This window comes from Methanocalculus natronophilus (assembly GCF_038751955.1).
In the GTDB taxonomy this organism is placed as follows: Archaea; Halobacteriota; Methanomicrobia; order Methanomicrobiales; family Methanocorpusculaceae; genus Methanocalculus; species Methanocalculus natronophilus.
On the sequence record NZ_JBCEXH010000001.1, the window covers coordinates 259,046 to 272,772 of the forward strand.

Consider the following 13,727-nt stretch of genomic DNA (forward strand, 5'->3'; position numbering starts at 1 on the left):
TCAAAACTTATTACATACCTAAAGGATGATACTGTATCATGACTGATGCTATCTCCTCTCCGGAGCAGATAATTCAAATTGTTAACACCGCTTTGCAAAATCGAAAAAGTAGTGTTGTAAATATTCTTAATGATAAATTGACCTTATCTGTTTTTTCTGAACTTGAGAGAAATTTACATAGCGTTCAGGAAATCAACCTCATCATCCGGGAAGGAAGCACAAATACCAATAGAAAAGAATTGGTACAGGAGTTTGAAATCACAACCTCGCCATCCGATGTGTTTTTGAATAATTATGAAATAACGCAGAAGAATAAACTGAGATACTTTCACAAAGCCAGATTGATGCACGATTTCATTGATTCTCATGTCAATGTGAAGAAAATTATTTCTCCGGAGATGGTAAAAGGCAATATTCTCATTATTGATGATGATATTCAGATTCAGGGGACTTCTTCACTTGAGATCACCCGGCCAAGAACCGTACATGGTCTCCCCCAAATACATTTTGATACATTTATAAATAGTTCAATGGATAAAGATCAAATAAGGAGATCTCTTAAATTATTCAATGAGTTGTGGAATAACAGGGGTTATTCGATCGACTATAAAGAAGAGCTTTTAGAAGGGCTTCGTTATATTTACAAGGACTATTCTCCAGAATTTTTATATTATTTTACCATAAACACCCTCTTCGGCCATCAGCTGGATTCGAGTTTTGAACATCTGGAAAGTGATAGTAGCCGGTTTAAGAAGACCAGAATATGGACTGCCCTCTATAATTTTCAGAAAGATGCGGTTGCCTCTGGTATCCAAAAGATAAACAGGTATAATGGATGTATTCTTGCTGATAGTGTTGGTCTTGGAAAAACATATGAGGCACTTGCCATAATCAAATTTTTTGAGATGCGCAATGACAATGTTCTCGTTCTCGCTCCAGCAAAACTCTATGATAACTGGGATTCATTTAGAAGCCCGTATGTTGATAATCCACTTGCGGAAGACAGGTTAAATTATAAGATTCTTTCTCATACGGATCTCTCTCGTAAGAAGGGAATGTCGCGTTCCGGTCTCGATCTATCGCGTGTGGATTGGGGGAGTTTTGACCTTCTGGTCATAGACGAATCGCACAACTTCCGGAACCGAATTGAAAGTAAGGATCACATCACCCGCTATCACAAGCTCATCTCAGATATCATTCAGAAAGGGACCAATACCAAAGTATTGTTACTATCTGCAACACCTGTGAACAATTCGTTGCGGGATTTGCGTAATCAAATAAGTATCATTACTTCCGATAGGGATTCTGCATTTGAAGAGGAGGGCATCCCCAGTATTCAACAATTACTGATCAATGCTCAGAAGGAGATAAATGAATGGTCCGATTCTTCAAGAAATAATAAACTTGCACTCCTGGACAAACTACCCTCAGAGTTTTATAAACTTCTTGAAATGATAACAATCTCCAGAAGCAGAAAACATATTACAAGGTATTATGGTTCAGGAGACTTTGGGGTTTTTCCAAAGAAACTTAAACCAATAGTATTTCGTCCTGAGATTGATTCAAATGGCATTCTATTAAAATTCTCCGATGTCAATGATGAATTGGAGACATTGATCTTATCTGTCTACTCCCCGATGGCATACATTCTCCCTCAATATAAAGAAATGTACCGGGAGAAATATGCAACAAAGGTTGATGGGCGAAGATTATTTGATCATGAGCAGAGAGAAGCTATTAATGTCAAACTCCATCGATTCAATCTTTGTAAGAGGCTTGAAAGCTCAGTATATTCCTTCGGAACGACAGTTGAAAGACTCCTTGGGAGGATAGATTCCTACATATCTGCCTTATCTTCAGATAGGATGAATGTCTCTACCGATGAAGATATCGATGATGAGGATGATTTTTTCCTTGATTACAAATATGATATTGATGTACGTCATCTGGATGTGAGGAATTATCTTGAAGACCTGGAATATGATAAAAACAAACTGGTAAATATTCAAACTCAGATCAAGTTGATCCTCGATAAGCAACGAGATTTGAAACTTCATGAATTATCAACGTTTACAAAAGAAAAAATTCAAGGCACTCCGTATAATTCTGGGAACAAAAAAGTCCTTATATTCTCTGCTTTTGCAGATACAGCAAATTATCTGTATGATTCTCTCTCTCCGATGCTGAAGGAGAACGGTATTCATGCAGCGGTTGTCACAGGGAGTGACAAGCCACGCACGACAATAAAAGGAGTTAGTCTTCAATTCAACGAAGTATTATCACTTTTCTCACCTCGATCCAAAGGGCAGACCGATGTATCAGAGAGAACAATTGATGTGTTGATTGCAACGGATTGTATATCCGAGGGTCAAAATTTACAGGATTGCGACTGCGTTGTCAATTATGATATTCAGTGGAATCCTGTCGTTCTCATTCAGCGTTTCGGAAGAATTGACCGGCTTGGCAGTCAAAACCCTCACATTCAGATGGTAAATTTCTTCCCGAATATGGAATTGAATGAGTATCTCCAGCTTGAAGAGCGGGTAAAGCGGAAGATGGTTGCAGCCAATATCGGATCAACCGGGGATGAGGATCTCCTTAGTCCTGACATGAATGATCTTGAGTTCCGTCGTACTCAGCTTGAACGAATCCAGAAAGATGTTGTTGAACTGGAGGAGATGGGAGATACACTCTCTTTGACCGACCTGAACATGAATGACTATCTTAATGAATTATACGACTATATAAAGGCTCATCCTGAGATTAAACAGGTACCTGCAGGTGTTTTCTCGATAACAAAGGGTACTGAAAAAGGATGCCTCTTCTGTTTCCGTCACAGTGAAGAACAGATCAAACCAAAGAGTGACAGTTCTCTCTATCCATATTATCTGATGTATATAAAACATTCAGGTGAAGTGTATATTGGTATGCATAACGCCCGTGAGGCCCTGGCGGAGTTCCGGAGATTATCATATGGTAATTCTGAGCCCGATCATGCTCTTGTCCGTCAGTTTAAGGCAAAAACTCGTGATGCCGAGGATATGGCAAAATACTCGAAGATGATTACAAAAGCCATAACCGCGATTACAGGAGCCGAAAGGAGAAGGGCTGAGGAGAGTATATTTGATTTCACCGGATATAATGATGATTTCTCCCAAACCGTCGAGGATGACTTTGAACTGATATCATTCTTAATTGTTGAGTGAAAACCATGTTTGGGATCCCATCAGAATACCACGCCGGAATTGTTACTGATGTTCGTAAGATCTCTCTTACACATCTTAAACCAGCTGAGCGACGCCGGTTCCGCGAGGCTCTGAAGGAATTAATTCTGGAGTATGTCGTGAAGAGTGATCACATCCCATCCTATGTGACTGAGACCGATTCGGTTATGGCAGTGCAGTTCATCACTGTAAACGTAGATGCCATTCGGTCTGCACCTTTTGTCTGCGGAATTTTGCAGAGAATGATCAAAACACCCTGTGTTCTGAAGGTCAGAGGTAGAAGAGAGGAGATGTATTCCTTTGCCCTGAAACGACTGAATCTGATGGATAAGGGATCTGTTGTGGTTGATGATGAGTTCCTGACCTGGGCTCTCCCCTATGGTGTTCCGAGTGCTGATGATGGGTTAATCCATACATATGCAAGCTGGGATACCGTCGTCAATAAGACAAATCTGTATTCATGGTATACTGAGATGATGGTTAAATGCTATATTATCACACACCGGACTATTTGGTCCGGTATGGACGGTCTGCTCTCATCCAAGGTCTGGTATAATACTGAAGATGTCATGGCGATGTATACTGAACTCAAAGATCTGGTGAAACTTACCGAGCAGAGAGGCAGGTCAGTAACTATTAGTCAATCTGCCAAATTGAACCGGGAGTTGAGGGGTATATATGAGAGGCTGAGATCTTTCATAGAAATATCCAATTGACTATTGGTTTAAAACGCTATCGGGCTCATTTTCAAAATTTGAGAATTTATTATGACTCTTTGATATATTAATCAGATTCGGAACATATAAAAGATACACTCTCCTATTGTCACTTTACAACAGTACATGTGATGATCATGGACGAACATAAAATCTCAAGCACAGTTTTCAATCCGGCATCTGATAATCTCCGAAAATTAACAGCTCTCTTCCCCTCGATTATGAAGGATGGCCAGGTGGATTTTGAGGCACTTAAAGCCGAACTTGGAACATTTGAAGAAGCTGGAAAAGAGCAATACGGACTGACATGGGCAGGCAAGCAGGAGGCAAAAAAGAACGCCGCTGAACCAGTATTTGGTCGCACTCTGAAGTATGTCCCGAAAGAGAGTAAGAATTTGAAGGCGACAGAGAACCTCTATATTGAGGGGGATAACCTTGAGGTGCTTAAGCTCTTGCAGAACAGCTTCATGGGCAAGATTAAGATGATCTATATTGATCCTCCTTACAATACAGGGAATGATTTTATTTTTAAAGATAAATTTTCTGTATCTGAGAGAGAAAATTCCCTTGCTGAAGGGGATATTGACGAGTTTGGAAATCGTTATATCATCAATACAACACAATCGGGACGATATCACGCCAACTGGTTATCGATGATGTATCCTCGCCTTCGGCTTGCAAAGAATCTATTGAGGGATGATGGAGTAATAATTGTCTCAATTGATGATAATGAAGTTCATAATCTTCGTCATATTTTAAATGAAATTTTTGGTGAAGAGTCATTTGTTGCAATGTTCCCTTGGCGAAAAAGAACTGCAAAATCGGATGTTCCTTTTGGCATATCTCAGGATTATGAATGGCTCATAGCATATGCCAAGAGCAATACATTTATTGCTTGTATCAAAGGGGGTACACGAAGATATTATACGACAGATGATCTACCAAATAGATCGTGGAGAGTCCATGATTTAACTACACAAAGAGATGCGGGGGAAAGGCCAAATAGTTTTTTTGATATGATCAACCCAAAAAATGGCAAAAGATATCCTGCAAATCCTAATAGTGTTTGGAGAATTACAAAAGAAACGTTTGCGAAATATTATGAAGAGAACAGAATAGTATTCCCAGGTGATTATGATTTTTTAAATATTTCAAAACCTGTCTTAAGATATTTTAAGGAAGATGATGAGCAGAAGGCAGGAGAATTATTTGGCTATGTCCCTGTCAGTACTCATCTTCCTGAAAACATAGGTATGACACAAAACGGAACAAGGGATATGAGAAGTTTATTTGACAATAGAGTTTTTTCCTTTCCCAAACCAGTAAGTATTATAACATTTCTAATAAAAATAACATCCGCGATATATAAAGACGGTATTATCCTCGACTTCTTCTCCGGTTCAGCAACCACAGCCCATGCTGTGATGCAACTCAATGCCGAAGATGATGGAAACCGAAAATTCATAATGGTTCAGCTCCCTGAGGTATGCCCGCCGGATTCAGAAGCCGCTCGAGCCGGATACAAGACAATATCCGACATAGGGAAAGAACGCATCCGTCGTGCCGGTGACAAGATCGTGGCCGAATCCGGGAAAGAGATTGACATTGGCTTCAAAGTCTTCAAAACTGCTGATACGAATATCCGCTGGATTGCCCAGGAGAACGGAGTGCAGATCTCCCAGACACATCTTGATGACACCGCAAAGTCCGTTCTCGATCGTCGTGACTTTATGCCGGATGCAACCGACATTGATGTAGCATATGAAATTCTCTTAAGGCAATGGGATATTCCGCTCTCAGCTACGATGGAAACCCTCATAGATATCGGCCAGAGGACATACTGCTTTGCAGATACTGTTGTTGTATGCCTTGAGGAAGAGGTGACACGGGAGATCGTTGATAAGATCGCTTCGATCGAACCGATGCCCCATAAGGTGATCTTCCGGGATAGCGCCTTTGGCAAGAACATCAGTCTGAAACTCAATACGATGGAGCGTTTTGACGCCATGATGAAGAAACATGGGGAGAAGACAAAACAGGCCTATACTGTTGAGTTCCTCTGAGGGGATTGAAGATGACAGATAAGATTACCTTTCATTTCGATGATTCTCTCGACTATCAGCTTGATGCAATCCGATCCACCGTTGGTCTTTTTGAGGGGCAGGAGAAGGCTGAGGGTACAACCATATATCGTCAGAGCAGGACCGAGCTTGGGGGCTCGCTTGAACGAAATCCCCGAATCAGTTTAGGAGGGCGTAGAATTCTTGATAATCTCCGTTCCATCCAGTTCCAGAACAGTCTGAATCCCGATGACAGTCTCGATAATCACAATTACTCTATCGAGATGGAAACTGGAACAGGAAAGACCTATGTCTATCTTCGGACGATCCTTGAACTCTATAAGACATATGGATTCAGGAAGTTCATCATCGTTGTTCCCAGTATCGCCATCAGGATGGGTGTTGAAAAAAGTATTGAACAGCTGAATGATCACTTTAAAGCGCTCTACGACGGACTCGATATCAAATCGCGATCCTTTGTATATACCTCAAGTGCTCTTGGAAAGCTTCGGGATAGTTTTACTTCAAGTCCGGAGCTCTCCGTTGCCATAATGAATATCCAGGCATTTAACAAAGATACAAATATCATACGACAGGAACGCGAGGGAAGAGATCCCACATGGGATCTGCTCAAAGATGTTCAGCCGATTGTCATAATTGATGAACCACAGAAGATCGAAGGGACACAGAGGAGAACCAGCTCATCATTAAAGGCAATTAATGACCTTGAGCCACAATTTATTCTCAGATACTCAGCAACCCATAAACAGCTCTATAATCAGATATACCGGCTGAGTTCGTATGATGCCTATGATAAAGGTATTGTAAAAAAAATTGAAGTCAAGACGGTCTATGGAGAAGTGCCAAAAGACTTCCCTTATATTCGTTATGTAAAATTCACCAATGATCTCAGAGCAAAACTTGAAATTTTCTCTCGGGATCCGGAGCATGGTATCGTCAAAAAGCAGTTCAATGTACTGAAAGGAAATTCCCTCTTTGAACTTTCAGGTGAGCTCTCCCAGTACAGGGATATGATTGTTCATACCAATCCACATAAAATTGAAGGTGTCACAATCAGCAGCAGATATGGTCAGAGGGGGCTTTTTCCTGAGGATACCACATCTAATAAAACGTCCATCACTATCAAGAGCGGAATGGCTGAGTTCATCAAGCTTAGTGAAGGTGATTGCACCTACAATGAAGAATTGACCGATGATATTGTCACCCGTGTTCAGATACGAATAGCTATCAGAACACACCTTGACAAACAGTTCGCTATCCTTGATGCAGGTAAACAGATCAAGGCACTCACTCTCTTTTTCATTGATTCAGTCAAAAAGGTTCGTGATGACGATGCACCTGATGGTCGGGGAGAGTACTTGAAGTTATTTGATGAAGAATATCAGAATATCATAAATGAGGATAAATACAGAACTGCATTCAAAAAATATGAACAATATTTCCCGGAATATACCGATATCCTTCAGGTCAGAGAAGGCTATTTTGCACGAGATAAAAGTGGAAAGGCTGTTGAACCTGAATCATCTTCCCGAAGAGGCGAAACCGAAGCTGTGGAGGATAGTTATAAGGGTAAATCAAAAGAGGATATCGAGCGGGGAATATCCCTTATCCTCGAGAGGAAAGAAGATTTAATATCCTTCAAAACCCCTCTTGCTTTCATCTTCTCGCATTCAGCTCTTCGGGAAGGATGGGATAACCCCAATATCTTCACAATTTGTACTCTTAAACAAGGAAATTCCGATATAGCCAAAAAACAGGAGTTAGGACGAGGACTTCGTCTCCCGGTTGACACGAATGGAGAACGATGTCTTGAGGAAAAGATCAACTGGCTCACCGTTATTGCAAATGCATATTATGAGGACTTTGCAAAACACCTTCAATCTGACTTTAATGCTGAAAGTGGTTTTGATAAAGACACTGTAACCATGAGAGAGCTGAAAGCCACGTTGATTGATGCCGGAATTCCTGTGGAGAAGATTACGCAGGACCTCGTCACCTCATTTCACAAAGAACTACGAAGTAACTCAATTATAAACTCAAAAGACAAGCTTACCGGAGATGCTACAAAGATCTCGGATATGGTATTTCAAGACGAAACTCTCCTCGAACACGCAATTGGAATCAGACGTTCTTTTGTTGATGTGATGAAGAATAAGGGTTCCACAAAAGTTCTTATCAAAAACGGAGATGTGCCCGATGCAACAAATGAATATCACTCCTATATGGATGAGGATGGTTTTAAGCAACTTCTCCTGAATCTAAAAATGCGAATGGAGAAAAGAACATATTATGAGGTTGAAATTGATTCAGATGCGTTTATTCAAAGAGCCTCCAGAAAAATTTCAACTCTCCTGAGACGACCGGAGTTCACGAAGCAACAGATTACCGTGACAGAGGCACGGCTTGGGATGGAAGATACTGGTCAGGCACGGCTTAGTGAATCAGTTGAACAATATGAAACCGAAGAGGCAACGCATTTTCAGCAGAAGAAAACCGATTTCCAGATTGTCAATTATATTATGAGCCAGACAAGACTTCCACGAATGGCAATATATTCGATTCTTGGAGAGCTTGAACCCGAAGAAAAGGAATATCTAAGAAACCAGGATATCCTTGATATTGTCGCTACGGAGCTGCGAAAAGAACTCCAGGATGCAAAGGCAGAGCGGGTTATTGGATACCATATCATAAGCGGATATGTTTTTGATGAGAACACACTCTTTGAATCGGATGTGATTGATCCGGATCTTTTAGAAGAAGAGAAGAAAGTATATTCAACTGATCCGAGTAAACGAAAAGCTCTCCATAAATACTATCGGACAGACAGTTCCGGTGAATGGACCTTTGCAGACCATTTGGAACATGATGATAATGTACTGCTCTTCACCAAACTTCATAAGGGTGGCTTCGTTATTGATACTCCCTATGGGCATTATTCCCCCGATTGGGCGGTCATCTACAGAAATGGTGATTCGGCTCAGCTCTACTTTGTTGTTGAAACGAAATTTCAAAAAGAAAAACAAGGTTTGAGTGGAATAGAGTGTTGTAAGATAAAGTGTGGAGAATTACATTTCAAGGCCGTTGCTAATGACATTCAATTTATCTATGCTAAGGATTACCTGGACTTCCGGAGCAAGGCATTTGTAGGTTGAGGTTTTTTGGGGAATTGGAGATCGTTAGTTGTCTTTATACTCGTAATTCCTGATTAACGAGGAGGAATTCTTCTCCCCATCCCCATCTCCATCACCACCGCCCCCGGCACCACATCCTTCAGATCCTGCACCGTCTCCGGGTGTCAGGTGAGGAATATCACCTGGCAACTCGCCGCAAGATCTCCAATCACCTCGCAGGCGTTCTTCCTCAGGGCGGGGTCGAAGTTCACCAGAATATCGTCAAAGGTGATCGGGACCGGCACCGATGAGGTGGCATAATCGCGGATATAGCCGAACCTGAGCACCAGGTAGAGCTACTCGGCGGTACTCAGGAAGAGCTGCGAGAGCATCCTCTGCACTCCGTTTGCCTCCTCGACATAGATATCGCAGCCATCAAGCGGCGTGATGATACGGATGTTTAGACGGCCTGGTTGAGGAGATGGGATGCCACCGTGTAGACTGCCTACTACATGGTGTGAATCAGTGGAGATGAACACGATATCCCCTCGCGAGTTATGTCTGTATCACCCTGTAAATTTGGAGGGTTATGTACTTTGTACCGGTAAGACCCTTAGTCCAGCCTGAATGAGAGCATTATAGGTGCTTGTCATATTCGCTTCATCTGGCACGAATACGATGAAACCATCCCTCCCCCTTGAAAGCAGAACTCGATAGCTATTTAATCTGAGTTTATGCGGATCTTTTGCTTTGGCTCTACTCGTTGTTTGGGGAGAGCGCCATGACCCTCCGTTCCACCGAAGATCATCACCCCAGCAGACTATTGGAAAGTCAAGCTCGAGACCTTGACAGGCAAACTCCGTCGCGACATCACGAAGGGCACAACACGAGTATTTGGATGTTGAGGGATCATTATACCATGGACCTACTCGCAGATTCTGTGTATAATTATATTCATTATGGATTCCATGCTTCGGGAGATTTTTCGCTTTTGAAGAGGCTAAGAAGCCAAAACGCTTATCCAATTCACTTCTGTACCGAGCTCTAACATAGCTAACGGCATCATTGATATCTCGGGTTACGTATCCGTCAAAGCCTTGGAGATACATTTTATCGGCCAGATGGTGACTCGTATCCAGATCACCACGTAATAGAGAATGAATCCATGTCGTGACATCCTCAGCAATATGAGACCGAAGAGATGCAGATAGGTCGAGGAATGTATTGGTCTTGATTGATCCAGCACTTGAAAAGACCGGTTTGATCTTCTCAGGACAATGGATGGTCCATGACTCTTTCATTTTTGCTATTGCTTCATTCCATTGGATGATCCCAGCCTCCTCTCCAAGATGGATCTCCTGACCTTCTCCGATAAGAGCAATCATGAATGTCCAAGAATCCATACGTTCCCCTATGGAGAGGAAGTCTTCGGGTTCGGAGATGGGAGCTCCCCTCTTCTCTTGTACATGATCTTTATCCCATGCTCGCTGAGCCTCATCATAGATCCACATATGTTCGGAGGGAGTTTTCGTCATCGACCCTCCATATTGACGAAGGAAGCCATGTACATCCTGAACAAATATTTTGTCATTCAACGCATGTTGAAGCACCTTTACAAGCGGCCCATTTCCAGAGAGAAAGACTGCATGATTTTTACTTGTATCTCCATCGATCGAGGTTTCGTACGCAAATCGGAGGCCAACAAGTGTCTTGCCAGAACCCGGTGTAAATGGCGGGATCAAAGTGCACAATTATGGCGGTTGAAAAGTGCCCACCTGCCTCCCTCTCTTCAATCGGAGGAGGGTGGCACAAAAACAGGGGGGAGAAGAAATATTCAATCTGTGGTAGCCCACTGGCAAAGGTTCTTGGTGGTGCCCATAAAGAAGGATTCTTATTAAGGAGTATAGTGATATGTCAAAGCATGAAACAGCATTAACCCGGCGATATTGGGAGGAAGAAACTGATGGACTGCTCATAGAGGAGTTTCCTGCAATTCGGAGACGGAAAGGGTGCAGCCCCCGTTTTTTAGATGGGCTCGTTATTTCGGGTCGCACAAAGAAGATTGCTGACACGAAAATAGACCTCAACACAAACGATAAGGCGGAAGATCTTGTCAGAGACAGGGATGTCATTATAATCCAGACGAAGGCCACTCCTCTTAGTATGCCCCTTTTAGGCCAGGCATTAATATCTATTCACCTTATTGAGTTTCATTTTAAGCCAAGAAGCATCAGATCGGTTGCCGTCTGTACGGGAGGGGATCCAGAGCTACAGAAGATTGCAGAGAGCCTTGGGGTTGAAGTTGTCATATATCCCAAGGAAGGGATTAGAGAATCAATACCTGCAAAATCATTTCACCACCTCTACTGGGAAAAAGAACTTGGTGGGACAATGATTGAGGGATCAGCAGCAATCAGCAAGGTGACAGATAGCGGAAGCAGAGTGGTGATTCCTGGAGGACCATCCCAAATTTTAGATCCCCTCAAGGCGGATATCACAGGAAAGGATATTGTGATCATTCAGGGAAACTCAAAAGAGATTGTTGGGATGTATCTTTTGGGTCAGGCAATATTCTCGAAGAAATTGCTCGAACCCTACAACCCAAAGAGCATTCGTTCAATAGCACTCTGCAAAAAGAGTGATACCTGCATGGAACGTGCTGCAAAGCTGTATGGGATTGAGATAATCCCCTATAAGAATGTATTCGCCGATAAGGTCGAGGGACAGGTGAGAGAGTAACGATTCATAGATCAGATATACAGAGGAAAACGGTGGCCCACACGCCCCCTGATCGATCAGCCCCGGCCAGAGCGTGATGCACCTGCATCTGCATGTGATCCCCCGGTATGTCGGGGATATGGAGGAGCCGAAGGGCGGGGTGAGAGGGGTTATTCCGGAGAAGATGGGGTATTGAGAGGAGGAGGAGATATGAGGGAGCATGGAGATCCAGCCATGCACATCTTCAAGGATAAAAAAGTTCCTCTACAAGTTTGCTGATTGGAATCTGCAAATGATCAGCGACGTCTTTGAGTATTTTTCGAAACGTTCCAATATGTATCGGATCATGAAGTGGAACGGTAATTGTGTGAGGTTTTCCATTCGCTATCATTTTGAGTTTTGCATGACTCCCTGTCTGGTGAACAAGCCTGTACCCTTTCGCAGAAAGCAGCTGTATCAATTCAGTGCCACTGATATTTCGAGGGATTTTCATACGACAATTAATTCATCCTTAACCTGGTGGAGCCTGATAATACGGGGTCGTTCATCCTCCTCAAAATGGCAGGATACGGCATCATGAACCATTGCCTTCAATTCTTCGTAATTGTCGGCCTGAGTAAAGATAGAGTGGCCAAGTGAGTGAGCCTCATACCCTCCCTCCGGGGATTCCTCGACAATGAATATGATTTCCTTTTCTCTGTACATTGCCTTCAACAAGTTATAGTCTGTATTCCATCGTTAAGAAAGTATCACCTCTCCATCTCCACACCTGCCCCTTCTGCGACCCCGCCCCCTCCGACATCGTCCTCGCAAACGACCTCGCCTACGCCCGGTTCGACCTCTACCCGGTCAGCCCCGGCCACCTCCTCCTCATCCCCTTCCGGCACGTGGCCTCCTTCTTCGAGGCAACCGAAGACGAGCAGGCCGCCCTCCTCTCCCTCGTCCATGATGCCCGTCGGCTGCTCGATGACCGATATGCTCCCGACGGCTATAATATCGGCGTGAACATCGGGGCGGCGGCCGGCCAGAGCGTGATGCATCTGCACGTGCATGTGATCCCGCGGTATGCCGGGGATATGGAGGAGCCAAAGGGCGGGGTCCGGGGGGTTATTCCGGGGAAGATGGGGTATTGAAAAGGGGGATCAATTTGGATCGGCGAAAACAGGCGAAGAGAGGATCAATCATTCCCTGCCTCTGGTTACCCGGTCATATCATCAATACGTACTCTTCCAATAATCAGATCATCCTCTCGGGGAAGCTCAGATCCACCCTCGCGTAATACCTCCAGATGAAGCCCGATTGCTTCACGAATATTTTCCATAGCCTCTTCAAACTTGTACACACTCACCTATACCGGAAATACCGTTTATGTGCGAGATCTATAGGGAGAATCTCAACCACCCGGATGCGGCTCTGATCCGGACAATTGCGAAAGATGAGAGTGTAGGTGCGGCTGACATGCATTCTATATATGTCGCCACCCAGCCGCTCAATGCCGGAGGCACCAGTGAGAGTATCCAGAGCTTCAAGTGTGCGAAGATGGCGGAGGATGATACGCCTGCTTTTCAGAGGAAGCCCGAGAACAAACGCACAGGCAGCCCTTTCGATTTCAATCCTCATTCAATCCTCATTCAGACCCCAGGCTTCCCGGGCTTCATCCAGAGATAGATACTCTCCTTCCTCGCTGACACGCATTGCATGCCTGATAATATCCCGCTTCTCCCGTTCTGCAACCAGATCGGAAATGAGCTGGTCGAATGTTTCGCCCGGCTTTTTGATGAGCGAGAGTTTCTCCCATGTGGATGGGGAGACAGGTATCCGCTTATAGGTACTCTGGCCAACCATGTCAATCACTTTTCATATATGCACCATATGATA

At 43.5% G+C, this 13,727-nt stretch carries 16 protein-coding genes; 7 read left to right on the forward strand and 9 right to left on the reverse strand.

Annotated features, from left to right (window positions below):
• Positions 1-38: 38 nt before the first annotated feature.
• The 4 genes from ABCO64_RS01395 to ABCO64_RS01410 all read left to right on the forward strand — a co-directional run bounded on the left by ABCO64_RS01395 (position 39) and on the right by ABCO64_RS01410 (position 9,173).
• The gene (locus tag ABCO64_RS01395) at positions 39-3,206 is read left to right on the forward strand and encodes a helicase-related protein (RefSeq protein WP_343089174.1); all 3,168 of its coding nucleotides are present in this window, start codon (positions 39-41) and stop codon (positions 3,204-3,206) included.
• A 5-nt stretch (positions 3,207-3,211) separates the two neighbouring features.
• Positions 3,212-3,940 carry a DUF4391 domain-containing protein gene (locus ABCO64_RS01400; protein ID WP_343089175.1) on the forward strand — a complete coding sequence of 243 codons (729 nt, stop codon included), beginning with the start codon at positions 3,212-3,214 and terminating at the stop codon, positions 3,938-3,940.
• A 137-nt stretch (positions 3,941-4,077) separates the two neighbouring features.
• Complete coding sequence (locus ABCO64_RS01405; protein ID WP_343089176.1) at positions 4,078-6,003, forward strand: site-specific DNA-methyltransferase; 1,926 nt, start codon at positions 4,078-4,080, stop codon at positions 6,001-6,003.
• Positions 6,004-6,014: 11 nt separating this feature from the next.
• Positions 6,015-9,173 carry a restriction endonuclease gene (locus ABCO64_RS01410; RefSeq protein ID WP_343089177.1) on the forward strand — a complete coding sequence of 1,053 codons (3,159 nt, stop codon included), beginning with the start codon at positions 6,015-6,017 and terminating at the stop codon, positions 9,171-9,173.
• A 24-nt stretch (positions 9,174-9,197) separates the two neighbouring features.
• Here ABCO64_RS01410 and ABCO64_RS01415 read toward each other — a convergent pair whose 3' ends face one another.
• The 4 genes from ABCO64_RS01415 to ABCO64_RS01430 are packed head-to-tail and all read right to left on the reverse strand — an operon-like array spanning position 9,198 to position 10,882.
• Positions 9,198-9,341, reverse strand: a complete 144-nt coding sequence (locus ABCO64_RS01415; RefSeq protein WP_343089178.1) for a hypothetical protein — start codon at positions 9,339-9,341, stop codon at positions 9,198-9,200.
• The gene (locus tag ABCO64_RS01420; protein WP_343089179.1) at positions 9,317-9,478 is read right to left on the reverse strand and encodes a hypothetical protein; all 162 of its coding nucleotides are present in this window, start codon (positions 9,476-9,478) and stop codon (positions 9,317-9,319) included. The genes ABCO64_RS01415 and ABCO64_RS01420 overlap by 25 nt, the downstream gene beginning before the upstream one ends.
• Before the next feature lie 9 nt (positions 9,479-9,487).
• A complete protein-coding gene (locus tag ABCO64_RS01425; protein ID WP_343089180.1) occupies positions 9,488-9,670 on the reverse strand; it encodes a hypothetical protein in 183 nt (60 codons plus the stop codon).
• 48 nt (positions 9,671-9,718) lie between these two features.
• Positions 9,719-10,882 carry a DNA/RNA helicase domain-containing protein gene (locus ABCO64_RS01430; protein ID WP_343089181.1) on the reverse strand — a complete coding sequence of 388 codons (1,164 nt, stop codon included), beginning with the start codon at positions 10,880-10,882 and terminating at the stop codon, positions 9,719-9,721.
• 160 nt (positions 10,883-11,042) lie between these two features.
• Here ABCO64_RS01430 and ABCO64_RS01435 point away from each other — a divergent pair, with 160 nt between their 5' ends.
• A complete protein-coding gene (locus tag ABCO64_RS01435) occupies positions 11,043-11,870 on the forward strand; it encodes a hypothetical protein (RefSeq protein WP_343089182.1) in 828 nt (275 codons plus the stop codon).
• Positions 11,871-11,925: 55 nt separating this feature from the next.
• Positions 11,926-12,045 (forward strand): HIT family protein, encoded by a 120-nt coding sequence (locus ABCO64_RS01440; protein ID WP_343089189.1) that lies wholly within the window; start codon positions 11,926-11,928, stop codon positions 12,043-12,045.
• 48 nt (positions 12,046-12,093) lie between these two features.
• Here ABCO64_RS01440 and ABCO64_RS10925 read toward each other — a convergent pair whose 3' ends face one another.
• Positions 12,094-12,342 (reverse strand): type II toxin-antitoxin system HicA family toxin, encoded by a 249-nt coding sequence (locus ABCO64_RS10925; RefSeq protein ID WP_425463696.1) that lies wholly within the window; start codon positions 12,340-12,342, stop codon positions 12,094-12,096.
• Positions 12,339-12,563: a hypothetical protein gene (locus ABCO64_RS01445; RefSeq protein WP_246496093.1), complete on the reverse strand. Its 225-nt coding sequence runs from the start codon at positions 12,561-12,563 to the stop codon at positions 12,339-12,341. Before ABCO64_RS01445 ends, ABCO64_RS10925 begins: the two co-directional genes overlap by 4 nt.
• Here ABCO64_RS01445 and ABCO64_RS01450 point away from each other — a divergent pair.
• The gene (locus ABCO64_RS01450; RefSeq protein ID WP_343089183.1) at positions 12,554-12,982 is read left to right on the forward strand and encodes an HIT family protein; all 429 of its coding nucleotides are present in this window, start codon (positions 12,554-12,556) and stop codon (positions 12,980-12,982) included. The genes ABCO64_RS01445 and ABCO64_RS01450 overlap by 10 nt on opposite strands.
• Positions 12,983-13,047: 65 nt before the next feature.
• Here ABCO64_RS01450 and ABCO64_RS01455 read toward each other — a convergent pair whose 3' ends face one another.
• The 3 genes from ABCO64_RS01455 to ABCO64_RS01465 are packed head-to-tail and all read right to left on the reverse strand — an operon-like array spanning position 13,048 to position 13,694.
• Complete coding sequence (locus ABCO64_RS01455; RefSeq protein WP_343089184.1) at positions 13,048-13,170, reverse strand: hypothetical protein; 123 nt, start codon at positions 13,168-13,170, stop codon at positions 13,048-13,050.
• A gap of 23 nt (positions 13,171-13,193) precedes the next feature.
• Positions 13,194-13,469 (reverse strand): hypothetical protein, encoded by a 276-nt coding sequence (locus ABCO64_RS01460; protein WP_343089185.1) that lies wholly within the window; start codon positions 13,467-13,469, stop codon positions 13,194-13,196.
• Positions 13,470-13,694, reverse strand: coding sequence for a hypothetical protein (locus ABCO64_RS01465; protein WP_253457744.1), 225 nt, complete (start codon positions 13,692-13,694; stop codon positions 13,470-13,472).
• Positions 13,695-13,727 lie beyond the last annotated feature (33 nt).